This is a genomic window from Actinophytocola sp., from assembly GCF_036555685.1.
Taxonomy (GTDB): Bacteria; Actinomycetota; Actinomycetes; order Mycobacteriales; family Pseudonocardiaceae; genus Actinophytocola.
Window position 1 is genome coordinate 1 of record NZ_DATBKY010000309.1, and the last position, 25728, is coordinate 25728.

Annotated in this window: 25 protein-coding genes and 1 riboswitch; of the genes, 5 read left to right on the forward strand and 20 right to left on the reverse strand. The window is 72.0% G+C overall.

The window, feature by feature from the left end; all coding sequences use genetic code 11:
* Together VH969_RS32595 and VH969_RS32600 are read left to right on the forward strand one after the other, a co-directional pair.
* Positions 1 to 312 (forward strand): OsmC family peroxiredoxin (locus VH969_RS32595; protein ID WP_331981491.1); only part of this gene is annotated, 312 nt, incomplete at its 5' end.
* 41 nt (positions 313 to 353) lie between these two features.
* Complete coding sequence (locus VH969_RS32600) at positions 354 to 911, forward strand: GNAT family N-acetyltransferase (RefSeq protein ID WP_331981493.1); 558 nt, start codon at positions 354 to 356, stop codon at positions 909 to 911.
* Here the strand turns inward: VH969_RS32600 and VH969_RS32605 are convergent.
* The 6 genes from VH969_RS32605 to VH969_RS32630 form a co-directional block, all read right to left on the reverse strand.
* Positions 861 to 1487 (reverse strand): LysE family translocator, encoded by a 627-nt coding sequence (locus VH969_RS32605; protein WP_331981495.1) that lies wholly within the window; start codon positions 1485 to 1487, stop codon positions 861 to 863. The two genes, VH969_RS32600 and VH969_RS32605, sit on opposite strands and share 51 nt — an antisense overlap.
* A gap of 60 nt (positions 1488 to 1547) precedes the next feature.
* Positions 1548 to 2633, reverse strand: a complete 1086-nt coding sequence (locus tag VH969_RS32610; RefSeq protein WP_331981498.1) for an ABC transporter ATP-binding protein — start codon at positions 2631 to 2633, stop codon at positions 1548 to 1550.
* Positions 2633 to 3511: a carbohydrate ABC transporter permease gene (locus VH969_RS32615; RefSeq protein WP_331981501.1), complete on the reverse strand. Its 879-nt coding sequence runs from the start codon at positions 3509 to 3511 to the stop codon at positions 2633 to 2635. The genes VH969_RS32610 and VH969_RS32615 overlap by 1 nt, the downstream gene beginning before the upstream one ends.
* The gene (locus tag VH969_RS32620) at positions 3508 to 4434 is read right to left on the reverse strand and encodes a carbohydrate ABC transporter permease (RefSeq protein WP_331981504.1); all 927 of its coding nucleotides are present in this window, start codon (positions 4432 to 4434) and stop codon (positions 3508 to 3510) included. Before VH969_RS32620 ends, VH969_RS32615 begins: the two co-directional genes overlap by 4 nt.
* The gene (locus VH969_RS32625) at positions 4427 to 5824 is read right to left on the reverse strand and encodes an extracellular solute-binding protein (protein WP_331981507.1); all 1398 of its coding nucleotides are present in this window, start codon (positions 5822 to 5824) and stop codon (positions 4427 to 4429) included. Before VH969_RS32625 ends, VH969_RS32620 begins: the two co-directional genes overlap by 8 nt.
* A 103-nt stretch (positions 5825 to 5927) precedes the next feature.
* Positions 5928 to 7163: a CehA/McbA family metallohydrolase gene (locus tag VH969_RS32630; protein WP_331981510.1), complete on the reverse strand. Its 1236-nt coding sequence runs from the start codon at positions 7161 to 7163 to the stop codon at positions 5928 to 5930.
* Positions 7164 to 7243: 80 nt separating this feature from the next.
* Here VH969_RS32630 and VH969_RS32635 point away from each other — a divergent pair, with 80 nt between their 5' ends.
* Positions 7244 to 8281 carry an Lrp/AsnC family transcriptional regulator gene (locus tag VH969_RS32635; protein WP_331981512.1) on the forward strand — a complete coding sequence of 346 codons (1038 nt, stop codon included), beginning with the start codon at positions 7244 to 7246 and terminating at the stop codon, positions 8279 to 8281.
* Here VH969_RS32635 and VH969_RS32640 read toward each other — a convergent pair.
* From VH969_RS32640 to VH969_RS32655, 4 genes are all read right to left on the reverse strand, one after another.
* Entirely contained in the window at positions 8278 to 8556 is a 279-nt protein-coding gene (locus tag VH969_RS32640; RefSeq protein WP_331981515.1) for a hypothetical protein, read from the reverse strand. The two genes, VH969_RS32635 and VH969_RS32640, sit on opposite strands and share 4 nt — an antisense overlap.
* A 77-nt stretch (positions 8557 to 8633) precedes the next feature.
* Entirely contained in the window at positions 8634 to 9557 is a 924-nt protein-coding gene (locus tag VH969_RS32645) for an RluA family pseudouridine synthase (protein WP_331981518.1), read from the reverse strand.
* Positions 9554 to 10222, reverse strand: coding sequence for a signal peptidase II (gene lspA / locus VH969_RS32650; RefSeq protein WP_414638653.1), 669 nt, complete (start codon positions 10220 to 10222; stop codon positions 9554 to 9556). The genes VH969_RS32645 and lspA overlap by 4 nt, the downstream gene beginning before the upstream one ends.
* A 30-nt stretch (positions 10223 to 10252) precedes the next feature.
* Positions 10253 to 11584, reverse strand: coding sequence for an aminotransferase class V-fold PLP-dependent enzyme (locus VH969_RS32655; RefSeq protein WP_331981521.1), 1332 nt, complete (start codon positions 11582 to 11584; stop codon positions 10253 to 10255).
* Between the two features lie 32 nt (positions 11585 to 11616).
* A riboswitch (SAM riboswitch) is annotated at positions 11617 to 11732 on the reverse strand.
* 69 nt (positions 11733 to 11801) lie between these two features.
* Between VH969_RS32655 and sthA the strand changes: the two genes are divergently transcribed.
* Positions 11802 to 13202, forward strand: a complete 1401-nt coding sequence (sthA, locus tag VH969_RS32660) for a Si-specific NAD(P)(+) transhydrogenase (protein ID WP_331981524.1) — start codon at positions 11802 to 11804, stop codon at positions 13200 to 13202.
* Positions 13203 to 13348: 146 nt separating this feature from the next.
* Here sthA and VH969_RS32665 read toward each other — a convergent pair whose 3' ends face one another.
* Entirely contained in the window at positions 13349 to 13993 is a 645-nt protein-coding gene (locus tag VH969_RS32665) for a M23 family metallopeptidase (RefSeq protein ID WP_331981527.1), read from the reverse strand.
* Between the two features lie 187 nt (positions 13994 to 14180).
* Entirely contained in the window at positions 14181 to 15674 is a 1494-nt protein-coding gene (locus VH969_RS32670) for a potassium/proton antiporter (protein ID WP_414638654.1), read from the reverse strand.
* Positions 15675 to 15772: 98 nt separating this feature from the next.
* Here VH969_RS32670 and VH969_RS32675 point away from each other — a divergent pair, with 98 nt between their 5' ends.
* Complete coding sequence (locus VH969_RS32675; RefSeq protein ID WP_331981530.1) at positions 15773 to 16741, forward strand: M28 family metallopeptidase; 969 nt, start codon at positions 15773 to 15775, stop codon at positions 16739 to 16741.
* 170 nt (positions 16742 to 16911) lie between these two features.
* Here the strand turns inward: VH969_RS32675 and VH969_RS32680 are convergent, their stop codons facing one another.
* The 8 genes from VH969_RS32680 to pgeF form a co-directional block, all read right to left on the reverse strand.
* Positions 16912 to 18072, reverse strand: coding sequence for a pyridoxal phosphate-dependent aminotransferase (locus VH969_RS32680; RefSeq protein WP_331981533.1), 1161 nt, complete (start codon positions 18070 to 18072; stop codon positions 16912 to 16914).
* Position 18073: 1 nt separating this feature from the next.
* Complete coding sequence (gene ileS / locus VH969_RS32685) at positions 18074 to 21199, reverse strand: isoleucine--tRNA ligase (protein ID WP_331981535.1); 3126 nt, start codon at positions 21197 to 21199, stop codon at positions 18074 to 18076.
* Positions 21200 to 21427: 228 nt separating this feature from the next.
* Positions 21428 to 22186, reverse strand: coding sequence for a hypothetical protein (locus VH969_RS32690; RefSeq protein WP_331981538.1), 759 nt, complete (start codon positions 22184 to 22186; stop codon positions 21428 to 21430).
* 34 nt (positions 22187 to 22220) lie between these two features.
* Positions 22221 to 23054: a DivIVA-like cell division protein Wag31 gene (gene wag31 / locus VH969_RS32695; protein WP_331981541.1), complete on the reverse strand. Its 834-nt coding sequence runs from the start codon at positions 23052 to 23054 to the stop codon at positions 22221 to 22223.
* Between the two features lie 48 nt (positions 23055 to 23102).
* Complete coding sequence (locus VH969_RS32700) at positions 23103 to 23387, reverse strand: YggT family protein (protein ID WP_331981544.1); 285 nt, start codon at positions 23385 to 23387, stop codon at positions 23103 to 23105.
* Positions 23388 to 23407: 20 nt separating this feature from the next.
* The gene (locus VH969_RS32705) at positions 23408 to 24136 is read right to left on the reverse strand and encodes a cell division protein SepF (protein WP_331981547.1); all 729 of its coding nucleotides are present in this window, start codon (positions 24134 to 24136) and stop codon (positions 23408 to 23410) included.
* Positions 24137 to 24171: 35 nt separating this feature from the next.
* Complete coding sequence (locus tag VH969_RS32710; RefSeq protein WP_331981550.1) at positions 24172 to 24912, reverse strand: YggS family pyridoxal phosphate-dependent enzyme; 741 nt, start codon at positions 24910 to 24912, stop codon at positions 24172 to 24174.
* Positions 24909 to 25622 carry a peptidoglycan editing factor PgeF gene (pgeF, locus tag VH969_RS32715; RefSeq protein WP_331981553.1) on the reverse strand — a complete coding sequence of 238 codons (714 nt, stop codon included), beginning with the start codon at positions 25620 to 25622 and terminating at the stop codon, positions 24909 to 24911. Before pgeF ends, VH969_RS32710 begins: the two co-directional genes overlap by 4 nt.
* Positions 25623 to 25728: the final 106 nt, after the last annotated feature.

Genomic DNA, 25728 nt, shown 5'->3' on the forward strand with positions numbered 1-25728 from the left:
CGTGCCGAGGCCGCCAACGGCAAGACCAGCCCCGAGGAGCTCATCGCGGCCGCGCACTCGACGTGCTACTCGATGGCGCTCTCGCACGGCCTCGCCGGCGCGGGCACCCCGCCCACGACCGTCGACACCAAGGCCGACGTCACCTTCCAGCCCGGCGAGGGCATCACGGGCATCCACCTGACCGTGCGCGCCAGCATCCCCGGCATCAGCGCCGAGGACTTCGCCGCGGCCGCCGAGGACGCCAAGAAGAACTGCCCGGTGTCCCAGGCACTGGCCGGCACCACGATCACGCTGGACGCCGAGCTGGTGTAAATCCGCGCGCCTCGGTCGGCCGGCACGGTTACGGTGCCGGCATGACCGAGGGGATGCGGCTGCGGCCGGTGCTCGAGCCAGACCTGGAGCGCCTCGAGGAGATGTTCAACGATCCCGACGGGATCGGGATCTTCAACTGGGCCGGGTTCACCGACCGCTCGGCGTGGCGGCGCCGGTTCGCCGACAATCAGCTGCTCAGCGACGACAAGAGCGTGCTGATGATCGACCTCGACGGCACGGACCTCGGGTTCGTGTCGTGGACGAAGATCCGGACGGGGCAGATCTCGTACGTCGTCGAGTTCGGCATCACCATCTGGCCCGGCCACCGCGGCAAGGGCCACGGCACGACCGCGCAGCTGCTGCTGTCCAGGTACCTGTTCGCGCACGACCCGGTGAACCGCGTCCAGGCGCGGACCGAGCAGGACAACGTCGCCGAGCAGCGCGCACTCGAGAAGGCCGGCTTCACGCGCGAGGCGGTGCTGCGCGAGTACTACTTCCGCGACGGCGCGTGGCGGGACGAGGTGCTGTACCGGATGCTGCGGTCCGAGCTACCGGTCGACGACCAGCCGGACCGCAAGCCCGCCGAAGATCGTCGCTGACACGCGGTTGAGCCACCGCTGCACGCCCGGCCGCCGGCGAAGCAGGTCGGACAGCGTCCCGGCGGCGAGCCCCACCGTCGCGTCGACACTCAGCCCGACGACGATCAGTATCCCGCCCATGGCCAGGAACTGGAGCGGCGTAGGCCAGCCGCCGACGGTGACGAACTGCGGGAAGAACGCGACGTAGAAGAAGATCACCTTCGGGTTGGCGAGGTTGGTCAGCGTGGCCATCGCATAGGTGCGGCGCAGTGAGTGACCGCCGAACTTCGCGGTCGCGGTCTGGGTCACGTGCTTGGCGGACCGCAGCGCGCTGACGGCGAGGTAGCAGAGGAACACGGCCCCGACGATCCGCACGGCCTCGAGGATCACGGGTGCCGCCGCCAGCAGCGCCCCGAGCCCGAGCGCCGCGGCGATCGTGTGCACGGTCATCCCGGTGGACATCCCCACCGCGGCGACGACCCCCGCCGCCCGCCCGCGCGCGACCCCGTTGGCGATGATGAACATCATGTCGGGCCCCGGGACGAGGCTGATCACGGCACACGCGACGACGAAGGCGACGAGGGTCGAAGCGTCCATGTGCCCGATCGAAGCAGCACCCCCCGACAATTCACGCGCGAGTTCCACATGCTGGACAGCTCAGGACTCCGCCACCTTCGCCTCGCCCACCAGCTCGTCCGTCTCACCGTCGTACAAGAGCAACCGCCCCGGGTCGGGTGCCGCCGTGATCGTCGAACCCACCGAGGGCTCCTCCCCCTCCGGCACGGTCACCCCGACCAGCGCCTCCCCCGGACACTCGACGGTGACCAGCGATGTCACCCCGAGGTTCTCGACGATCGACACCGTCCCGGTGATCCCGTCCGCCGCGGCCGAGACGTGCAGGTACTCCGGCCGGATGCCGGCCGTCACCGCGGCGCCGTCGGCCAGCGAAACCCCCGGCGGCGGCTTCAGCCGCGCCCCGGCGACCTCCACCAGCCCGCCGGAGACCGTGCCGGACAGCAGGTTCATCGGTGTCGAGCCGATGAAGTTCGCCACGAACGTGTCGCCCGGCCGCTGGAAGACCTCCTTCGGGCTACCGAGCTGGCGGATCCGGCCCTGCGACATCACCGCGATCCGGTCCGCCAGCGCGAGCGCCTCGGCCTGGTCGTGGGTCACGAACACCGTCGTCAGGCCCAGGTCTCGTTGCAGGCGCTTGAGGAACGTGCGCGCCTCCAGCCGCAGCCTCGCGTCCAAGTTGGACAGCGGCTCGTCGAGCAACAGCACGTCCGCCTCCATCGCGATCGCCCGCGCGAGGGCAACCCGCTGCTGCTGGCCGCCCGAGAGCTGGGCCGGCCGGCGCTCCAGCAAGCCGGCCAGACCGAGGCCGGCGGACGTCCGGGCCGCCGCCTCCCGCTGGGCGGCACGAGAGGCGTGGCGGACGCGCAACGGGTAGGCGATGTTCTGCGCGACCGTCATGTGCGGGAACAGCGCGTAGTCCTGGAACACCATCGCGACCCGCCGCCGGCCCGGCTCGGCCCGGGTGACGTCGGCGTCGCCGATCGACACCGTGCCGGACGTCGCCTGCTCCAGGCCGGCGATCGTCCGCAGCAGGGTGGTCTTGCCGCAACCCGACGGGCCGAGCAGCGCGAAGAACTCGCCGTCGCGCACGGACAGGTCGAGCGAGTCCACCGCCCGCACGCCGTTCGGGTACACAGTGGACAGCTCGGTCAGCTCGATGCCAGCCATCAGGCCTTGATCCCTCCGTGGAAGCGGAACCCGTACCGCTTGCTGACGAACAGGTACAGCACCACCACCGGCACCGCGTACAGCAGCGAGAACACCGGGATCACCGTCAGGTTCGCGCTCCCGCCCTCGTCCTTCATCGTGTTCAGCAGCACTGCCGCCGGCTGCGCGTCGATGTCCCGCAGCAGCAGGAACGGCAGCAGGAAGTTCCCCCACGCCTGCACGAACGCCCACACCAGGATCGTCGCGATGCCGGGCCGGGCCACCGGCAGCACGACGTGCAGCAGCACCTGTGCCGGCGACGCGCCGAACACCCGGGCGGACTCCTCGTAGGACCTCGGCACCGAGTCGATGAAGTCCTTCAGGATGAAGATCGCCGCCGGCAGGATGCCGCCGGCGAGCACCAGGCCGGTCGCGTACTGGGAGTTGATCAGACCCAGCTGGAACATCATCACGAAGATCGGCACCATCGCCGCGGTCCCGGTGACCACACTGGACAGCAGCAGAAGCAGGTACAGCAGCGCGTCGCGGCCCGGGATGCGTACCCGCGACAGCGCGTACGCCGCGAGTGTGGCCAGCACGGTCGTCACCGCGGTCGCCACCACGCACAGCACGACCGAGTTCACGAGCGAACCCAGCGCGTAGGGGTGCTCGAAGGTGGCCGTCCAGTTGGACAGCGTCCAGTCCGGCCAGTGCAGCCCGAGCCCGGGGTCGGAGTCGAACGGCGCCGACGCGAGCCAGAGCATCGGCACGGCGAAGAACGCCAGCACCGCGGCCATGAACGCGACGTACCCGGTGCGCCGCAGTACCGCCTTCCCGGAATTGACCCTTGTGGACACCCTGGGCTGCGGTTGGCGATCACGCGGTTCGTGCGAAGTCATGCGCGCTTCCTCAGCAGCAGCAGGTACACCAGCGCCACGACGAGGTTCACGAGCAGCAGCAGGAACGAGATCGCCGCCGCATAGCCGAGCCGGCCCGACGAGATCGCCTGCCGGTAGATGAACACCGGCACCAGCTCCGACTCGTGGTTCGGCCCGCCCGCGGTCAGCAGGAACGGCGTGAAGTCGTTGGCCGTCCACAGCGAGATCAGCAGCGTGTTCGTCAGGACGTGTCCGCGGATGTGCGGGAACACCACGTCCCGCACGGTCTGCCAGCCGCTCGCGCCGACCGAGCGCGCGGTCTCCAGCTGCGACGGCGGCACAGCCGCGAGCGCCGAGCTGTAGAGCATCATCGAGAACGCCGTGCCGTGCCAGGTGTTGAACACGATCAGCGACGCCATCGGGTACTCGATCAGCCAGGCCGTCCCGGGGGAGCCGAGCAGCAGGTCGAGCGTGCCGCCGTCGCGGTCGAGCACCGCGATCCACAGGTACGCGATGACGACGGTCGGCAGGATCCACGACAGCAGCACGAACGTCTCGATCGTGCGGCGAAGCGCGGGCCGGGCACCGCGCAGGACCCACGCCAGCGCGAAGCCCACGATGTTCTGGCCGAGCACCGCCGAGCCGATCGTGTACACGAGCGTCAGCCACAGCGCGTTGCCGAACAGCGCGTCGTTCAGCGCCTCGGCGAAGTTGCCGAGCCCGACGAACGCCGGCGCGACCGACGTGGCACCGGTGAGCGTGTAGTTGGTCAGCCCGATGTAGATCGTCCACAGTGCCGGGAAGATCAGGAACAGCCCGATCAGCAGCAACCCCGGCGCCAGGAACCCGATGGCGGGGGCGACGCCGAGCCCGGCGGAGTCCCGGTTGCCCGGGGCCCGCCGGGACCTCGCCGCCTCGCCGGCCGCGGGCGGCGCGCTAACCACCGGCGACCGCGTCCTCGCCGACGGCCTTCACGAGCGCGTCCCGGTACCCGGCCGCCGCCTGCGCCGCGGTCTTGCCGGCGACGACGTCGGCGGTCGCCTGCTGCAGCGCGGTCGACACCTTCGGGTACTCCGCGATGCCCGGCCGGAAGCGGGTGATCGGCAGGACCTCCTCGGCGATGAAGCTCAGCATCGGGTCGCTCTTCAGGACCTCGGAGTTCACGTCCTCGCGCTGCGTGATCTGGGCCGTGCCGGCCAGGTATGCCTTGGTCGCCGCCGCGGAGTTCATGAACTGCAGGAGCTCCCACGCCTGCTGCGGGTACTCGGTCTTCGGGTTGATCACGCGCAGGCCGCCCCCGGACATGCTGACGAAGTCCTGACCGTCCACACCGGACCCAGGGGTCATCGCGGGGATCTTCGCCCAGCCGACCGCGGTGTCGCGGTCGGGCATCTTCGCCACGCCGTCCTCCGGGTCGAGCACCGAGCGCCAGAAGTAGTCGCTCTCCAGCAGGATGCCGATCTTGTTCTGCGCGAACTCCTCGAACGAGCGGTCCCGGCCCTTGGCCTCCTGGGCCAGCACCGGGTCGGCGAGCTTGCCCCGGTAGACCTGCTGGTAGAAGTCCAGCACCGACGTGAGGTCGTCGGTGTCGCCCTGCCACTTGCCGTCCGAGTAGATCTCCGAGCCGGTGCCGACTAGCAGTGGCAGCACGCCCTGCATGGTCGTCGCCTCGGTCATCGCGGTGCCGGCGTTGAGCTGGATCGGCGTGACACCGGGCAGCGACTTGAGCGAGACGGCCGCCGCGGTGATCTCGTCCCAGCTGGTCGGCTGCCAGTCCTCGGGCAGGCCGACCTTGGCGAACAGCTTCTTGTTGAAGAACAGCACCCGGCCGTCGGTGCCCTGCGGGATGCCGTACCGCTTGCCCTGGTACGTGCTCACCTGCTGCACGGCGTCGGGGATCTGCTCCCAGCCGTCCCAGGCGTCCACCTTGTCCTTGCCGACGATGTCCTCGAGCGGCTTGATCTGGCCGCCCTGCGCGAACTCGCCGAGCCAGATGCCGTCGAGCTCGACGATGTCGCCGCCGATGTCGGTGCCGAAGTCCAGCGCCACCTTGGCCTTGTACTCGTCGTCGTCGACACCGACGCCGTCGAGCTTGACCTTGACGTTGACGCCCTTCTCCTTCTGCTGCTTGGTGAACTCCGGGATCACCCAGTCCTCGATCCACTTGGCACCGGCGTCGTTCTTGCCGCCCTTGACCGAGTTGGACGTGATCGTCAGCGAGACGTCCTTCGCGTCGGCGTTGCGCCCGCTGTCGGACTCCTGTTGCTGGCCGAGGCAGCCGGACAGCACCAGCGTCGTCGACACCGCGGCGGCCAGCAGCACCTTGCGTCGCATGTTCGGCACCTCTCTGATCGAGCTGGTGAGAACTCACCAACTGAAGACCGAGTGTGTCGAAATCTTGTATCACCGGCCGCTTACTATCAAGGCCGGTGCGGTCTCAGCGCGGCACGCCTGCCAGGGAGAACACGCGGCCGTCGTGGCCGCACAGCACCTGACCACCGGTCCCGGCCGGGGACATCGTGTCCCGATCGGAATGAACGGCACGCCGCGGACCGTCCCCGACGACCAGCGCGCCCGGCGCGCCGATCGCGACCAGCTCACCGCCGACGGGCAGCAGGACGGGCGCGTCGCGGTGGGCGGAAACGGCGGTCCGGCCGGCACGCAGCCCGTCGAGCACCGCGCCCGCGAGGTCGGGTCCGTCGGCGTCGGCGGCCACGGCCACCCAGGTGACCGGCTCGCCGAGGCGGGTGCCGTCGTCGCGGTGCCAGTCGCTGCCGCCGATCGGGGTCGTGTCCACGCCCCACGCCCGCCACCACGCGACCGGGCCGCCCCAGTCCGGGGCGAGCCAGGACGTGTGCCAGACCTCGGCCAGCGGCGGGCGGACCGGCAGCGGGTGGCGCCACGAGCAGTCGCCGGCGAGCGGATGGTTGACCGACAGCAGCCCGCCGCGCTCGGCGACCGTGGACACCCAGTTCGCGGCCGGCTCGCGGAAGTCGACCCAGCCGATGTCGCCGAAGGCGTTGGCGTGCCCGTACTCGGTGGTGACCTCCTGGCCCGGCAGCAGCGCGATGCCGTACCGCCGGCCGACCGCGGCGAGCTCCGCGTGGTGGGCGACGGTGTTGTGGTCGGTGACCGCGAGCGCGTCCAGCCCCGCCTCGACCGCCAGTGCGGCGAGCTCCGGCACGGTCAGCACGCCGTCGGAGTGCAGCGTGTGCGCGTGGAAGTCGGCCGCGACCCACCGCAGTCCGGGCCCGGCCGGCAGCTCGCGGCGCGGCGGGCGGGCCGGCACGGGCGGCGCCGGGCGGTCCTGCTCGACGGCCGGCGAGCCGCCGGTGCGCACCGTGACCGTGCAGTCCACTCCGGACTCCGGCACCCGGTGCAGGCCGAGGACCACGTGCCAGGTGCCCGCTTCCGGTTCGCCGGGCAGGTAACCCGGCGTGGCGGCGTCCGGCGTGATCGCGTACCGGCGGCGCGCCCCGCCCGACCAGCCGCGCCAGCCCGCGGCGCCCTCGCAGCCCAGATCGATCACGGCGGCCGGGTCCGCGACGGCGAGCTCGACCTCGACCGCGCCACAGCCCGGCGGTACGTCGAAAGTCAGCCGCGGCCAGATCCCCTCGGCGCGATCCGCACGCGTCCAGCGACGGCGGTGCACGATCTCGTGAACGATCTCCACGCCGGCGATACTGCCAGTGATTGCGGAACATGGGCGCGGCCGTACCGCGATGATCGCGGCGACCGGGTAGCGTGCGAGCCGTGGTCGCGACGGATCCGGTGGACGCCCGCCTGCTCGGGGTGGTCGCCGAGATGGGCAGAGCAGCGGTGCACGAGGTCGCCGCCCGCGTGGGGATGGACCCGCGGGAGGTGGCGTCGCGCCTCGTCGCGCTGTCCGCGACGGGGCTGCCGCTGCTCGTCGGCGTCGAGTGCGACTCCAACCGGCTGCGGGCCGCCGCGGCGCAGGCCGCCCAGCAGGTCGCCCCGCAGCCCTACCCGTACCCGCCGCAGCAGTACCAGCCGCCGTCCGGCCCCGTGCCGATGCAGTTCCCCGGGCCGTCGGGCCCCGTGCCCGCACCACCAGTTCCATCCGGGCCGCCGGTGCCGCCGGGCCTGTCCGGCCCGCACACCGTCCCGCCCGGACCGTCCGGCCCGCATCCCGTGCCACCGCAGCAGGTTCCCGCCGGCTACCCGGTGCGAACCGGGCCGCCGAGCACGCCGGTGCCCGCGCAGCCCGGCCCGCCCAGCACGCCGTTCCCGGCACCGCAGCCGGACGCGCCGATGAGCATGTGGGGGCCGCCGCAGACCGCGTCGTGGGCGCGGGGCGACCAGCCGCCGCAGGACGTCACGCAGCCGACCGTGCGCACGGAGAGCGACAAGCGGCAGGGCAAGGTCGGCACCGTGCTGATGACCGAAGGGCTGGAGGGCGAGAAGCTCGCGATCCAGCTCGTGGAGGTCGTGGACCCGGCCGACTACCTGTTCACCGCGGCCGGCTACCGGCTGCAGGAGGGCGAGCGGTCGGTCGTCGTGCACACCGAGCTGACCAACCGCGGAGCGGTGGCCTTCCAGTCGCTGCCGGACCTGTACCTGGTCCTGGTGACGCCGGACGGGAAGACGATCTCGAAGGCGCCGGTGTCGCTGTCGTCGCGGCCGCCGCACCGGATCGGCGTGCCGCCGGGCGAGACCGCGGGCGGGCATACGGTGTACGTGGTGCCGGAGCAGACCGAGGTCACGTCGGTGCGCTGGAGCCCCCGCCCGGACGAGGAGTCGCGCACCCTCACCTGGACGATCGAGGACTAAGGCCTGCCGAACATGCGCCCCAGCCAGCCCTTGCGCTGTTCCTGCTGGCGGTAGTCGCTGTACGTGCGTGGCTGCCCGTTCGGATTCTGGGCCGGGATCGGCGTCGTCGGCGGCTCGGTCCGGGTGCCCGGCCGGAACTCCTCGCGCCGGGCCTGCGGCCGGAAGTCCTCGTAGTCGTCGGACGGCGGCTCGGGGCCGTCCTCGCCTCCGATCACCGACGGCGCCACACCGTCGACGAGGAAGCCCTCCCCCAAGTGGTCGTCTCGCTCAGTCATCGGCACCACCTCGTGTGTTGCCCGACAAGGTACGCGAAAATCCTCCACAACCCGCGGCAAACGCGCCCGACGCGCGCCTACTGCTCTGCCAGGCGGTCCAGCGCGGCGCGGAGATCCTCGGGGTAATCGCTGGTGAACTCGACCCGGCGCCCGTCGGCCGGGTGGTCGAACGCCAGCCGCCGCGCGTGCAGCCACTGCCGGGTCAGCCCGAGACGCTTGGCGAGCACCGGGTCGGCGCCGTAGGTCAGGTCGCCGGCGCACGGGTGGCGCAGCGCCGCGAAGTGCACCCGGATCTGGTGCGTGCGGCCGGTCTCCAGCCGGATGTCGACGAGCGTGGCCGCGCGGAACGCCTCGATCGTCTTGTAGTGCGTGACGCTCGGCCGCCCGGAGGCGACGACCGCGAACTTGTAGTCGTGCTTGGGGTGCCGGTCGATCGGCGCGTCGATCGTGCCGTCCGTCGGGTCCGGGTGGCCCTGGACGAGCGCGTGGTAGCCCTTCTCGACCGTGCGCTCCTTGAAGGCGCGCTTGAGCACCGAGTACGCGTGCTCGCTCTTGGCCACGACCATCACCCCGGTGGTGCCGACGTCCAGCCGGTGCACCACGCCCTGCCGCTCGGCGGCCCCCGAGGTCGACACCCGCACGCCGGCCGCGGCGAGCCCGCCGACCACGGTCGGGCCGGTCCAGCCGGGGCTCGGATGCGCGGCCACGCCCACGGGCTTGTCGACGACGATGATGTCGTCGTCCTCGTGGAGGATCCTCATGCCGGGCACGGGCTCGGCCGGGACCTCCACGGGCCGCTCCGGCTCGGGCAGCGTCACCTCGAGCCAGGAGCCCGCGACGAGCCGGTCGGACTTGCCCGCGGGGCGCCCGTCCAGCGTCACCTCGCCGGACTCGGCGAGCGCGGCGACCGCGGTGCGGGACAGGCCGAGCAGCTTCGCGAGGCCGGCGTCGACCCGCATGCCGTCCAGCCCGTCGGGAACCGGGAGCGTGCGAGCGCTCACCTCGTCTTGTCCCGCGTGGACCTGCCGTCGTAGTCGCGGCCCAGCAGGGCCATCAGCACGATCAGCGCACCACCGCAGACGATCGCGGAGTCGGCGACGTTGAAGACCGGGAACGCGTCGCCGTTGGGCGCAAAGGGCGACAGGAAGTCGACGACGTGGCCGCGCAGCGGGCCGGGCTCGCGCAGGAAGCGGTCGATGAGGTTGCCGAGCGCCCCGGCCAGCACGAGCGCGAGCCCGATGGCCCAGCCGATCGAGCGCAGCTTGGGCATGATCCAGATGATCGCGACGACGACCGCGATCGCGATGACCGTGAGCAGCCACGTCATGCCGGTGGCCATGCCGAACGCGGCGCCGGGGTTGCGGACGAGCTGCAGGTAGAACAGCCCGCCGAGTACCCGGACCGGCGGCTCGCCCTCGAGCGCGTTGACGGCGACGATCTTCGTGACGATGTCGGCGATCAGCACGACCGGTGCCACCAGCGCGAAGAGCCAGCCGCGGCGAGGCGGCAGCGGCGGCTCGGCGGGCGGCGGCTGGGCCGAGTCCGTGCCGCCGGGCTGGTCCGGCTCCGTGTCGACCTCCGTGTTGACCCCCGTGTCGACCTCGGTGTCGACCTCGGTGTCCGAGGCGATGTCGGAGCCGGTGTCGGTGCTGGTCTCGTCGCTCACCAGACCATTGTCCACGGTCGGGTGCGGCGCTCAGGCGGCGGACAGGAACGGCGGCAGCGGGCGCGGGTCCGGGGTCGGCGTCCAGCGGCCGTCGACTTCCGCGTAGTTCCACGCGGGACCCCGGGTGACCAGGGCGTGCAGGGCCGCGACGAGGCGGTCGACGTGCTCTTCGGTGCTGGCCAGGCCGAGGCTCGCGCGCAGCGCCCGGGTTCCGGACGCGCCCGCGGCGGTGAGCAGGCGGCGGGTCGCGATGTGGGCGCAGAACGCCCCGTCGCGCACGCCGATGCCGTGCTCGGCGGACAGCGCCGCCGCGAGCAGGCCCGGGTCGCCGCCGTCGACCGCGAAGCTCACCACGCCCACCCGGTCGCCCACCCGGTCACCGCCGGAGAGCGACAGCTCGCGCAGACCGGGCACCCCGGCGAGCCCGGTGCGCAGCCGGGCGAGCAGCGCCTGCTCGTGGACGGCGATCGCGTCCCAGTGCCGGCCCAACGTCTCGCACGCCACCGCGAGCGCGTGCGCGCCGACGACGTTCGGCGTGCCGGCCTCGTGCCGCTCCGGGCCTGCCGACCACGACACGGCGAGATGCGAGCCCCGGTCCGCCACGAGCGCCGTCGCGCCCCCACCGGCCAGGTACGGGTCGGCCGCGCGCAGCCAGTCCGCCCGGCCGACCAGCGCGCCGGCGCCGAACGGGGCGTAGAGCTTGTGACCGGATAGCACGACGTAGTCGACGTCCAGGGCGCGGATGTCGACCGGGCGGTGCGGGGCCAGCTGGGCGGCGTCGAGCACGATGCGGGCGCCGTGGTGGCGGGCGATCGCGGCCACGTCGGCCACCGGCCACACCTCGCCGGTCACGTTGGACGCGCCGGTCACGACCACGAGCCGCGGGCCGGTCGGGCACGAGCGCAGCGCGGCGTCCAGGGCGGCGACCGACGAGATGCGCCGGACGCGCGGGCCGCGCCACGGCAGCAGCGCCGCGTGGTGGTCGGTGTCGAAGTGGACGACCGAGGTCGACCGCGGCAGCGCGCGGGCCAGCAGGTTCAGCGCGTCGGTCGTGTTGCGGGTGAACACGACGGTGTCGGTCCGCCGGGCGCCGACGAACCGGCGCACGACGTCCCGCGCCCGCTCGTAGACCTTTGTGGACACCTGGGAGGCGAAGCCGGCGCCGCGGTGGACGCTCGCGTACCAGGGCAGCAGCTCGTCGACCGCGTCGCGGACGGCCTCGAGACACGGCGCGCTCGCCGCGTGGTCGAGGTTCGCGTACGGGACACGGCGGCCGTCCACGAGCGGCACGGTCAGTGCCGCGCCGGTGACGCGCGGCAGGACGTGCGAAACGGGTCGTGCGTGTGGGGTGGCGAGCGTCATCGTGCGCCTCCGAGTCGGGGACCCCGCCCCGGGGCCCGCGCTTGCCCGCCCGCGCCTCGCGGTGGGCCAGGTCCTCACCCGGGGCACCCCACCGCGGTAGGAGGGTTGCCGGCCAGCAAGCCGGGGCTTGACGCTGGCGCTCATGACCTTCGGCACCGACGGTAGCCGATCCGCCGTTCGACTGTCCAACTCGCTACGTGCTTGCAAGACTCTGCGCATGAGTGACTTCGATGTCCTTGTGCTCGGGTCGGGGCCCGGCGGCCAGAAGGCGGCGATCGCGGCCGCGAAGCTCGGCGCGCGTGCCGGGCTGGTCGAGCGGCGCAACATGATCGGCGGCGTCTGCATCAACACGGGCACCATCCCGTCCAAGACCCTGCGCGAGGCCGTGCTGTACCTGACCGGCATGACCCAGCGGGAGCTGTACGGGCAGAGCTACCGGGTCAAGGAGGACATCACGATCGGCGACCTGACCGCGCGTACGACCCACGTCGTCGGGCGCGAGGTCGACGTGATCCGCAGCCAGCTCTCCCGCAACGACGTGGCGATCCTGCCCGGGCTCGGCCGGTTCACCGACCCGCACACGGTCCAGGTCTCCGACGGCAGCGGGCAGGAACGCTCGGTGACCGCGGACAAGATCGTGATCGCCACGGGCACCACGCCGGCCCGTCCGTCCAGTGTGGACTTCGACGCGCAGACGATCATCGACTCCGACGGCATCCTCGGGCTGGAGCGGATCCCGCGGTCGATGATCGTGGTCGGCGCGGGCGTGATCGGCATCGAGTACGCGTCGATGTTCGCCGCGCTCGGCACCAAGGTCACGGTCATCGAGCAGCGCATGCGGATGCTGGAGTTCTGCGACACCGAGGTCGTCGAGGCGCTCAAGTACCACCTGCGCGACCTCGCGGTCACGTTCCGGTTCGGGGAGACCGTGTCCGGCGTGGAGCGGCACAAGAACGGCACCGTCACGCTCCTGGAGAGCGGCAAGAAGATCCCCGCCGACACGGTGATGTACTCGGCCGGCCGGCAGGGCATGACCGACCAACTGGACCTGCCCGCCGCGGGGCTGTCGGCCGACAAGCGCGGCCGGATCAAGGTGGACGGCTCGTTCCGCACCGAGGTCGACCACATCTACGCCGTCGGCGACGTGATCGGCTTCCCCGCGCTCGCCGCGACCTCCATGGAGCAGGGCCGCCTCGCCGCCCACCACGCCTGCGGCGAGTCGGTGCGCGAGATGCACGAGCTGCAGCCGATCGGCATCTACACGATCCCGGAGATCAGCTACATCGGCCGCACCGAGGACGAGCTGACCGAGCAGCGGGTGCCGTTCGAGGTCGGCGTGTCGCGCTATCGCGAGCTCGCCCGCGGCCAGATCATCGGCGACTCCTACGGCGTGCTGAAGCTGCTGGTGTCGCCGGAGGACCGGTCGCTGCTCGGCGTGCACGTGTTCGGCACCGGCGCCACCGAGCTCGTCCACATCGGACAGGCGGTGATGGGCTGCGGCGGCACCGTGGACTACCTCGTGGACACGGTGTTCAACTACCCCACGCTCGCCGAGTCCTACAAGGTGGCCGCGCTGGACGCGACGAACAAGATGCGCCAGATCAGCATGCTGGACTGATCGTGTCCCCGGAATTCAAGGTGTGGGTTGCGTTCCAGCGGATGGTGGCATTCGGCGGTTCATCGTGGCTGGGTGCCGTCACGGTCCCCTGAGGTTGCGTCGGCCGGCGCAAGACTTTGCACCGTGATTCACGGCGCTGGCCTGCGTCAGCCGTATATGAACGTGCCCGGGAACGGCACGGTCCAGCCGTCGCTCTGCCGGACCGTGTAGCCCGAGTACTGCGCGGCGCCCTCGAAGAACTGCCAGCCGCCGAAGACCTTGCCGTTGACCGGCTCGCCGACCACGGCGGCCACCTCGGACGAGAGCCTGGCGTAGGACACGCCGTCCCAGTCGCCCGCGACCGCCGGCTCGGCGGCGCGCTCGGCCGGCGACGCGGTCAGCAGCCACAAGGTGAAGTGCACGTGCGCGCCGCTGGTCGACCCGCCGCACGGCAGCGCGTTGCCGACCGTGCCCAGCACCGTGCCGGGCGCGACCTGCTGTCCCTCGCTGACCTGGATGTTCTCCATGTGGTAGTACCCGGTCCGCCAGCCTTCCTGGTGGTCGATCGTGACCCACGGGCCGCCCGCGCACTGCCAGATGTGGACGGTGCCCTCGAGCGGGGCACGCACGACGCCGTCGTTCGGCACCAGGTCGATCGCGTTCTTCGGGCCGGTGGCGCCGTCGTCGGAGTGGATGCCGGCGGAGAAGGCGGGCTGCCCCGGCGCGTAAGGCAGGCCGAACGCGGGGAAGAAGGGCGCGCTCTCCCGGGGCGCGGACGGTGACTGGGTGGCCAGCGCGCCTGGTGCGGACACAAGGAGTCCGGCTACCAACCCGACAGCGCCCACCGCCGCGATGAGCCGGCTCCTGCCCGACCGCCGTGTCCGCACCCTGACCGTCACCGTCCGCGCCCTCTCATTCGGCGTCTCGCACCGTACGAGCGAACTTATTCACGCGATCAGGACGCGGGCACCGTCGAAGGAGGGTGACGTTTGCCAGAATTTACTGCTCTTGGCCGGTTTCGCCCTTCCAACGGGCGTAGCGACCGGCGCGGTCGACCGCGCGGATCCGGTGCTCGGTCTCGCGCCGCGCGGCCTCCGTGGCCACCACGAGCAGCTGGTCGTGCTCCTGCAGCCGGGTACCGGGCGCGGGCGTGTGCCCGACGCCCTCGCGCACGAGCAGGCTGACCGTGGCGCCGATGGGCAGGCGCAGCTCCCGCAGGTAGACGCCGTGCATCCGGGAGCCCACGGGGACGCGGACGGTCAGCAGCACGGCGCCCAGCTCGTCGAGCGGCGCCGCGTCCACGTCCAGCTCCTGCGAGCGCGCCCCCTTGCCGAGCCCGAGCAGCGAGGCGAACAGCTGCAGGGTGCTCCCCTGCACCAGCGTCAGCACGATGACCAGCACGAACACGCCGTCGACGAGATGCCGCGCGGCGGGCAGGCCCTCGGTTATCGGGATCATCGCGAGCACGATCGGGACCGCGCCGCGCAGGCCGGCCCACGACATGAACGCCTGCTCGCGCCACGGGATGCGGAACGGCAGCAGCGCCAGGACCACGGACAGCGGTCTGGCCAGCACCGTGACGACGGCGCCGGCGACGAGCCCGGGCACCACCGCGTCGAGCAGCCGGCCAGGCGACATGAACAGCCCGAGCAGCACGAACAGCCCGATCTGCGACAGCAGGCCCAGGCCCTCGGCGAACGAGAGCGTGTCGTTGCGATGCGGCAGCTTGGAGTTGCCGAGCACGAGCGCGGCCACGTACGCGGCGAGGAGCCCGGAAGCGTGGATCGCGGAGACGGCGGAGAACGCGAGCACGGACACCGCGACCGTCGCAAGTGGATAGAGGCCGGTGGCGGGCAGCGCGGCCCGGCGTAACCCCGCGGCGCTCAGGAAGCCGAGGCCCAGGCCGATGACCGCGCCCACGATGAGCTCGTAGAGCACCGTGAACGGCAGCGACCAGCTCCACCCCCCGCCGGAGACCAGCAGCACCACCGCGATGTACGCGGCGGCGTCGTTCATGCCGGACTCGAGTTCGAGCGCGCCGGCGAGGCGGCGGCTCACCGCGATGTTGCGCAGCACGCTGAACACCGCCGCCGCGTCGGTCGAGGAGAGCACCGCGCCCCACAGCAGCGCGAGCCGCCAGTCGAAGCCGAGGATCAGGTGCAGCGCCACACCGGTCACGCCGATGCTGACCGCGACGGCCACTGTGGACAGCATGAGTCCCGGCCACAGCGCGGTTCTGACCTCCGACCAGCGGGTGGTCAGCCCACCCTCGGTGAGGATCAGGACCAGCGCGGCGAGCCCGAGGGACTCGGTGAGCGACGCGTTCTCGAACTGGACGCCGATGCCGGCCTCACCGAGCACGACGCCGATCGCGAGGTACAGCAACAGCGACGGGAAGCCGAGCCGGACGGAGACGCGCACCGCGAGCACCGCGACCAGGAGAACCGCCGCGACGGCCCCCAGCACGACGGACAGCTCGGGGCCCACTCCCACCTCCGCGACTCCGCAAACTCCCGACGAATGAACCTAGCGTGCGAAACGGACGGTTGACACGCTGGCCAAAGATCGGCGATCCCCTGGAGGGAAGATCCATGAGGCTGCGTCTCGCCCTGGTCACGCTCAGCACCGTCGCGCTCGCGGGTGCGGTCACGTACGGCACGGCGTCGGGTGCACAGGCACCGTCGCTTTCGCCCAAGCAGGCCCGGATCGCGGCCGCGCCGGACATCCCGGTCGCGGACGTGCAGGCGCACCTGGCCCAGTTACAGGGAATCGCGGACGCCAACGGCGGCAACCGCGCGCACGGCCGGCCCGGTTTCCGGGCGGGGCTGGACTACGTCAAAGGCGCCCTCGACGCGGCCGGCTTCACCACGCAGCTGCAGGAGTTCTCCGCCGGCGGGACGGGCTGGAACCTGATCGCGGACTGGCCGGGCGGGGACGAGAACCAGACGATGATGTTCGGCGGGCACGCGGACAGCGTGCCGGCCGGGCCGGGCATCAACGACAACGGCTCCGGCTCCGCCGGGCTGCTCGAGGTCGCGCTGACGGTCGCCGAGACGCACCTGCAGCCGGCCAAGCACCTGCGCTTCGCGTGGTGGGGTGCCGAGGAGCTGGGCCTGGTCGGGTCGTCGGAGTACGTGTCGAGCCTGCCGCAGACCGAGATCGACAAGATCGCCGGCTACGTGAACTTCGACATGATCGGCTCGCCGAACCCCGGCTACTTCGTCTACTCCTCCGCCGACCAGCCCGAGGGCTCGGCGGCGTTCGAGAAGATGCTGACCGACGACTACACCGCGCGCGGCATCCAGACCGAGCCGATCACGGTCGGCGGCCGCTCGGACCACGCGGCGTTCGCGGACGCCGGGATCCCCACCGGTGGCACGTTCAGCGGCGCCGAGGAGATCAAGACCGACGAGCAGGCCGCCAAGTGGGGCGGCACGGCGGGCCAGGCCTTCGACGAGTGCTACCACTCCGCCTGCGACACGGCGGACAACATCGACGTGCCCGCCCTGGACGCCAACAGCGACGTGCTCGCCGACGCCGTCTGGACACTCAGCGCCTAGCCACCACCACATCCCGCGAGTCCAACGCTCCGACCCTGCGAGTCCAACGCTCCGGACGGGTGAGTCCAACGCGGCCGCCGCGAGCCGAACGTCGGACTCGCGGGGGCTGAACGTTGGACTCGCGGGATCAGGGGACGAGCAGTTGACGCGGACGGCGAAGCGCAGCGCGGTCACGGCGCGGCGAGGATCTCGGTCAGCCGATCGAGCGCGCCCGCGATCCACGGCAGCGCCAGCGGGTCCCCGGCCTCGAGGGCCGCGCGGCGCTGGTCGTCGTCCGTGCCCGTGAGCTGGCCGGTCGCGACGCGGAAGCGCAGCGACTCCGCCGGCTCGCCGAACTCCGTGCCCGGCAGCAGGGCCAGGCCGTGCTGCTCGAGCAGGCGCCGGGCGACGTCCGCGGCCGGACCGGACACCAGCGGCGCGAGGTCGGGGTAGCTGTAGAACGCGGCCTGCGGCGTCTCGACCACCGCGCCGGCCGCCGCGAACCGGTCCGCCACCGCGAGGTTGACCGCCGCGTACAGCCGCCGCGATTCGTCTACATAGGACCGCAACGGCTCCGGCTCGGTGAACGCCAGCGCCGCGGCGGCCTGGACCGGCACCGCCGGGCACGACCACAGCTCGCTCGCCACCGCCAGCACCCGGTCGAGCAACGCCTCCGACGGGAACCGCGCGACGCCGATCCGCCAGCCACCCAGCGCGAGGCTCTTCGACAGGCCGGTCGTGACGATCGTGCGCTCCGGCGCGAGCTCGGCCGGGCTGACGAACCCGGGCTCGTATACCAGGTCCCGGTAGATCTCGTCCGACACGATCGTCAGGTCCCGCTCGCGCGCGGCCTCGCACGCGGCGCGAACCAGCTCCGGCGAGGCGAGCCGGCCGGTCGGGTTGTCCGGCAGCGTCATCACGAGCGCGCCGGCCGCCACCCGGTCCGGCACCGCCACCCCGCCCTCGCTCGCCGGCAGGAGCAGCGCGCGGCGGCCGAGCAGGGCCGCCTGCTGCGCGTAGGAGACCCAGCTCGGGCGCGGCAGTACGACGTCGCCGCCGACCGCGAGCAGGCTCGCGTACAGCAGGGCCTTGCTGCCCGGTCCCGCGATCACCTGCGCCGGGTCGGTGGGCAGCCCGCGCCGCGTCCAGTAGCCGGCGGCCGCCTCGCGCAGCGCCGGGTCGCCGGCCACCGGGCCGTACGCGTTGCGCGCGCCCGCGTCCGCGAGCGCCTCGAGGAGCAGCGGGTGCACCGGAACCCCGGCCTGCCCGAACGACATGGGCAGCACCGGCAGCCCGGCGCGCCGCCGCTCCTCGACGACCTGGTGCGCGGCGAGCGTCGCGGAAACCGGCACGTCAGGCCTTCACCACCCGCGCGGTCACCTCGACGCCGTCGCCCACGGTGCCGGAGAAGCCGGACGCGGGGCCGTAGGACACCGAGTCGGCCAGGGTCTCCCCCGCCACGAACTTCTCGTGTGCCCGCACCGCCGCCACGACGTCGTCGGGCGCCTGGACGGTCAGCACGATCCGGTCGGCCACGTCCAGGCCGGCGTCGCGGCGGGCCTGCTGGACCACGCGCACGAGGTCCCGCGCGAGGCCCTCCGCCTCGAGCTCCGGCGTGGTCGTCGTGTCGAGCACGACCAGGCCCGACGAGCCGGGCAGCTCCGCCGTGGCGCCGGTGTCGGTCGCCACGAGGCGGCGCTGGTACTCGCCGGGCAGCAGCTCGATGCCGGCCGCCACGACGGTCTCGCCGTCCGGGGTGGACGTCGTGGTCCACTCCCCCGCCTTGACCGCGCGGATGACCTTCTGCGTGTCCGCACCGAGCCGCGGCCCGCAGGCACGCGCGTTGACCACGAGCTCGAAGTGGCCGTGCGCGGCCACGTCCGTCGTGAGGTCCACGTTGCGCACGTTGACCTCGTCGGCGATCAGGTTCGTGAACGGGGCCAGCGTCTCCGCATCCGGCGCGGCGACCACGAGCGAGGCCAGCGGCAGCCGCACGCGCAGCCGGTTCGACTTGCGCAGCGCCAGCGCGGCCGAGCACACCTGCCGCACCCGGTCCATCGCCGTCACGAGCGCGTCGTCGGCCGGCAGCAGGTCGTCGGCCGGCCAGTCGGTCAGGTGCACCGAGCGCTCGCCGGTCAGCCCGCGCCACACGGCCTCCGCGGTGAGCGGCAGCAGCGGCGCGACCACCCGCGAGGTGACCTCGAGGACCGTGTGCAGGGTGTCGATCGCGTCCTTGTCGCCGGCCCAGAAGCGGTCCCGCGAGCGGCGCACGTACCAGTTGGTCAGCGCCTCCAGGAACTCGCGTACCCCGGCGCACGCGCCGGACAGGTCGTAGACGTCCAGTGCCTCGCGGGTGGACACGACGAGCGAGTGCGTCTTCGCGAGCACGTAGCGGTCCAGCACGTGCGGCGAGTCCGTCCGCCACGTGCCCTCGACCGACTCGGCGTTCGCGTACAGGGCGAGGAAGTACCACGTGTTCCACAGCGGCAGCACGGCCTGGCGCACCGCGTCGCGGATGCCGCGCTCGGTCACCACGAGGTCGCCGCCGCGCAGGATCGGCGAGGCCATGAGGAACCAGCGCATCGCGTCCGAGCCGTCGCGCGCGAACACCTCGTTGACGTCCGGGTAGTTCTTGCGCGACTTGGACATCTTCTGCCCGTCGTCGCCCAGCACGATGCCGTGCGCCACGCAGTTGCGGAACGCCGGCCGGTCGAACAGCGCGGTCGCCAGCACGTGCATGGTGTAGAACCAGCCGCGCGTCTGGCCGTTGTACTCGACGATGAAGTCGCCCGGGTAGTGGTGCTCGAACCAGTCCGAGTTCTCGAACGGGTAATGCACTTGCGCGTAGGGCATGGAGCCGGACTCGAACCAGCAGTCCAGCACCTCGGGCACCCGGCGCATCGTCGACCGCCCGGTCGGGTCGTCCGGGTTGGGCCGGGTCAGCTCGTCGACGAACGGGCGGTGCAGGTCGGTCGGCCGCACGCCGAAGTCGCGTTCGAGCTCGTCCAGCGAGCCGTACACGTCCACGCGCGGGTACTCCGGGTTGTCCGAGACCCATACCGGGATCGGCGAGCCCCAGAACCGGTTGCGCGAGATCGACCAGTCCCGCGCGTTCTCCAGCCACTTGCCGAACTGGCCGTCGCGCACATGGGCGGGCACCCAGTTGATCTGCTGGTTCAGCTCGACCATCCGGTCGCGGAACTTGGTGACCGCGACGAACCACGACGACACCGCACGCTGGATCAGCGGGTTCCCGCAGCGCCAGCAGTGCGGGTACGGGTGGTCGTAGGTCTCGTGGCGCAGCAGCTTCCCGGCCTTCTTGAGGTCGCGGATGATCTGGCCGTTGGCGTCGAAGACGTGCATGCCCGCGTACGGCGGTACCTGCGCGTCGAACTCGCCGTGCGGGTTCACCGGCGTCACCGGCGTGATGCCGGCCGCGTCGGTGACGACCTTGTCCTCCTCACCGTAGGCGGGCGCGATGTGCACGATGCCCGTGCCGTCCTCGGTGGTCACGTAGTCCGCGGCCAGGATCTGGTGCGCGTTCTCGGCGCCCGCGAAGAAGTCGAACGGCGGCGTGTAGCGGCGGCCGAGCAGGTCGGCTCCCTTGTACCGCGCGACGACAGTCGGGTGCTCGCCGAGCTCGCGGGCGTAGGCGGCGACACGCGCCTCGGCGAGGAGGTACTTCTCGCCGTCGTGCTCGACGGTCACGTAGTCGACGTCCGGGTGCACGGCCATCGCGAGGTTGGACGGCAGCGTCCACGGCGTCGTCGTCCAGACCAGGGCCAGCTCGCCGGTCTCCAGCCGCAGGCCGACCGTGACGGCCGGGTCCTGGCGGTCGAGGTAGACGTCGTCCATCTTGGTCTCGGTGTTGGACAGCGGCGTCTCGCAGCGCCAGCAGTACCACAGGACCCGGTAGCCCTCGTAGATCAAGCCCTTGTCCCACAAGGACTTGAAGGCCCACATGACGCTCTCCATGAAGTCGAGGTCGAGCGTCTTGTAGTCGTTGTCGAAGTCGACCCAGCGGGCCTGGCGGGTGACGTAGTCCTGCCACTGGTCGGTGTACTGCAGGACCGAGGCGCGGCAGGCCGCGTTGAACTCGGCGACGCCCATCTCCTCGATCTCGGCCTTGGTCTTGATGCCGAGCTGCGTCTCGGCCTCGAACTCGGCCGGCAGGCCGTGACAGTCCCAGCCGAACCGGCGCTCGACGTGGCGGCCACGCATGGTCTGGTAGCGCGGGACGACGTCCTTCACATAGCCGGTGAGCAGGTGGCCGTAGTGCGGCAGCCCGTTGGCGAACGGCGGGCCGTCGTAGAAGACGAACTCGTTGCCGCCGTGCTCGCCCGCGGGACGCGCGTCGACGGTGGCCTGGAACGTGCGGTCGGCCGCCCAGTAGTCGAGCACGGACAGCTCGAGTGTGGGGAAGGACGGCTGGGATGCGACGCCCTCGTCCGGTCCTAGCTGCGCCTTGGGGTATGCCATCGGGTCCTCGCGGTCTCGTCCGTCGTGTGCCTCGTGCTCACACGGGGACGACTGACGCCGCGGTACCACCCCGCTTGCCGGCGCACGTGCGTGCCGGCCACTCGTTCGTCGGCTGTGACGGGCCGTCCCGTCCGGGTCTAGTAGGGCTCGCGCCCGTTCTTCCGGAGGCTCCCCGGTGATGGCCGGATCGACGCCGCTGCACCCAGGATAGCCAGGGCCGGCAACCGGTTAGCGCGAGGCTCGGTGCCGGGCGGCCAGCGTGGCGTCCGGGCCGCAGCGCACGCACGGGGTGAACCCGAGCTGGCGGGCCTCGGCGACCGGCAGCGGGATGGTCGGCTTGTCGAACAGGTACCTGCAGCTCACGAGGTGGTAGCGGGGGTGCTCGTCGACGACGCGGACCTCGTAGCTCAGGTCGGCCACGACGAGCAGATCCGCGGCGTCGGTCTGCTCCTCGTCCGGCTCCCCGGTCTCTTCGGTCTCTTCGGTCTCGTCGGCGACCGGCTCCTGGACCGTCCGGTGGACCGCCCGCTCCGCGCGCCGCTCCACCGGACGTTCCTCGGGCAGCTGTTCGGTGAGCTCCTCGTCGTCCTCGAAGTCCTCTTCGTGGTCATCGTCGTAGCCGTCGTACGACTCGGCCGACGTGTCGGCCAGGATCGCGGCGGCCGGCTCGACCTGGGCCTCCGTCCGGGCCGGTTCGGCCGGCTGGTCGCGCGCGGGGGCGCCCGGGCCCGTTTCGGTGAGCGGCGGCCTCTGGTCGCCGAACGGCCGGTCCGTACGCGTGCGGAGGGGCTCGGCGGCCGCGTCCTCGGCGGCCTCCCGGTTCTCCCGGGCCTTGCGCCGCCCCCTGAACCAGTCGAGCACCAGCAAACCGGCCGCGATGACGCTGACGGTCACCGACAGCCACGCGAACAACGTGTTGGCCGTGGTCAGGGCAGCGATCAGCAGCCCGAAGGCCGCCAGGACCAGGCCGAGAACGAGGTACAGCACGTGAGCCGTCCGCCTACGCGGGCGTGGAGCGGCCTCAGCCGGCCTCGGCGGCCCGCGGGCCGAACGCGTAGCCCTGCTGTCCGGACCTGCCGCTGTCGGAGGATCCGGAGCCGGTGGTCGGTGCGGCCGAGCCGCGGTCCCCCAGCTCACGCAGGCTGGACTCGAGGAACGTCTTCAGCCTGGTCCGGTACTCGCGCTCGAAGGTCCGCAGCTCGTCGATCTTCTTCTCGAGCGCGGTGCGCTCCGCCTGCACCTGGCCGAGGACCTCGGAGTGCTGCCGCTGCGCGTCGCGTTCCAGGGTGGTCGCCTTGTCCCTGGCCTGCCGCTCGAGCGTCTCGGCCCTGGTCCGGGCGTCGTTGAGCATGGTCTCGGCACGCGTGCGCGCCTCGTTGACCATGGTGTCGGACTTGGCGCGGGCCTCGGACAGCAGCTGCTCGGACTTGGTCCGCGCCTCCGCGAGCATGCCGTCGGACTCGGCCTTCGCCTCGCCGGTGAGCCGGTCGGCCATCTCCTGGGCCAAGCCCAGGACCTTGGCGGCCTGCACGTGGTGATCGCCGCCCGCGCCGCCAGGGGAAGTCTGCTCCATCGCGCTCGGCGGCGGCACCGGCGTCAGCCGCCGCGGCTCGTCGACCCGCGGCGCCGCCGGGGCAACGGCGTGTGCGCTCTCGATGTCGGCACGGGCGGACTCGAGCTGCGCGTCGAGCTGCTCGACCTGCGCACGCAGGTCGTTGTTCTCCTCGATGAGCCGGGACAGCTCGACCTCGACCAGGTCGAGGAAAGCGTCCACCTCGTCCTCGTTGTAGCCCCGCTTGCCAATGGGAGGCTTGCTGAACGCGACGTTATGAACGTCAGCGGGGGTCAACGACATCTGATCACCTCACGCACTCATCGGCTGCATTCCACCCAGGGGTCCCCGTCATCCCGGATAGGCCAGTCGCATCAGTATGAACACGACCAACAGCAGCACCATAATCGATAGGTCCAGCCCTACGCCCCCTATCCGCACCATCGGGATCAGCCGACGGACCAAGCGGACCGGAGGATCGGTCACTGTGTAGATGGTCTCCAGCGTTACCGCAACCCCACCGGCCGGGCGCCACTCCCTGGCAAACGCTCGGACGAGTTCGACCACGACTCGGGCGGTCAGGAACAGCCAGAAGACGAACAGTATCCAGTACAAGACAAGCCGGAGGGGGTCCACGCTGTCAACTCTGCCATCAATCAGGTCCGGTTGAGCAACCCGCCCTCCGCTATCCGTCGTTTGTCCTCCGCGGTGGGGTCCTGGTTCGGCGGTGAGATCAAGAACACCTTGTTCGTGACCTTGTCCATCGAGCCCCGCATGGCGAAGGCCAGGCCCGCCGCGAAGTCGACCAGCCGGCGCGCGTCCGCGTCCTCCAGCTCGGTCAGGTTCATGATCACCGGCGTGCCGTCCCGGTAATGCTCGCCGATGGTCCTGGCCTCGGCGAAGCTGGTCGGGTGCAGGGTCACGATGCGACCCATCGGGTAGCCCGCCGGGGTCGCCGCGGCTTCCGCCGCCCGCACCCGCGGGGCCGGCTCGCGGCGCGGTTCCACGGCCAGCGCGCCCTGTACCGGAGCCGCCGCCGACCAGGCCTGCCCCTGGCTGGGGCGGGGCCGGGCGGCCGGGCGCTGCGGGAGGTCGGCGCGGGCGGACGCGAGCTCGGTCTCGCGCTCGTCGTACCGGTCGGCATACCGGTCGGCGTACCGGTCGGCGTAGTCACCGTCCGGCTCCTCCCGGTCGCCGCGGCGGCCACGCCTCGATGCCGGCTCCGGGTACGCGTCGTAGTCGTCCTCGTCGTCCAGGTACTCGGGCCGCCGGTAACCGGAGCGGTAGTCCATGGCAGGATCGTCCAGGTCATCGAGGTCGTAGCCGTCGTACTCGTCGGCAGGGACCATGCCGAAGTAGGCTTTCAGCTTCTGCAGCGTGCCCATACCTATCCTCGTTACCTGCGGCGCCCGGACATGTATCAGGCCGAGGCTAGCCCCCGGGCGCCGAGCAACGCGGTTCCGACACGCACGCAGGTAGAACCGTGCGTGATCGCGATCTCAAGGTCGTTGGTCATGCCGGCGGACAGCTCGGTGGCCGCCGGGTGGTCCCGGCGCAGCCGGTCGGCTGCCCGCGCGAGCGTGCCGAAAGCCTCCCCGGGGTCCATCGCGAGCGGTGCCACGGCCATCAGCCCGCGAAGGCGTAGCTCACCCGAGCCGGCTACCTCATCCGCGAGCTCGCCGAGCGCGCCGAGCGGGCAGCCGCCGCGCTCGGGGTCGCCGTCGATGCTCGCCTGGACGAGTACGTCGAGCGGTCCGGTGCGCTCGCCGGCCGCGCGGGCGTTGCCGGCGGCCTTGTCGAGCGCGCGGGCGAGGCGGACCGAGTCCACGGACTGGATCTCCGCGGCCCAGCGCGCCACCGAGCGGGCCTTGTTCCGCTGCAGCCGGCCGACCATGTGCCAGCGAACGGCGGCGTCCGGCCGCAGGTCGCGCAGCTCGGCGACCTTGGCGGCGGCCTCCTGCTCGCGGTTCTCGGCGAGGTCGAGCACGCCGAGGTCGGTCAGCAGCGCGGCGTCGGTGGCGGGGAACGTCTTGGTGACCGCGACCAGCCGGACCTCCTCGGGCGCGCGGCCGGCGCTCTCGCAGGCGTCGGCGATCCGCTCGCGCACGGCGGCCAGGGCCGTCGCGAGCTCTTCGCGGCGCGAGGCGTCGGGTGCGGTCATTCGGCGGGGTCCGGCTCGAACCAGGTGAGGGCGGCCAATCGCCCAGTGGTGCCTTCCCTGCGGTGACTGAACAGGGTCTTGTCCTCGATCGTGCACCTGGGGTCGACGCCGATCCTGGCGACCCCGGCGTCGGCGAGCTGCTGCCAGATCCCCGCGCGGATGTCGAGGCCCGGAGTGCCCTTGCGGGTCTTGCTCGCGCTGCCCGGCAGGTGCGCCTCGACGTCGGCCTGCATCGCGGCCGGCACCTCGTAGCACTCGCCGCACGCGGCCGGGCCGAGCAGCACCTCGATCCGGTCGATCGACGCGCCCGCCTTCTTCATCGCGTTGAGCGCGGCCGGCACCACGCCGACGCGGGCGCCGACCCGGCCGGCGTGCACGGCGCCGACCACCCCGGCCTCCGGGTCGGCCAGCAGCACGGGCACGCAGTCGGCGCACAACGCGACGAGCGCGAGGCCCGGCTCGGCCGTGACGAGCGCGTCGGTCGCCTCGACCGCCGCGGCGCGCGGTCCGTCGACGACCTCCGCGTTGCGGCCGTGGACCTGTTCCATCCAGACCAGCCGGTCGCGCCCCAGGCCGAGCTCGTCGGCCAGGCGGTTCCGGTTCGCGGTCACGGCGGCCGGGTCGTCGCCGACGCCGGCACCGAGGTTGAAGGACTCATAGGGCGGCCGGGACCGGCCACCGGCACGGGTCGTGACAACCCGCCTGATCAATGCCGCCTCCCTGGAAGTCAAGGTGTTCGTTGCGTTCCAGCGGGACGGTGCGGAGGTTCTGTGGTCGATGGCTGAGTGCCGTCACGGTCCCCTGAGGTTCCGGATG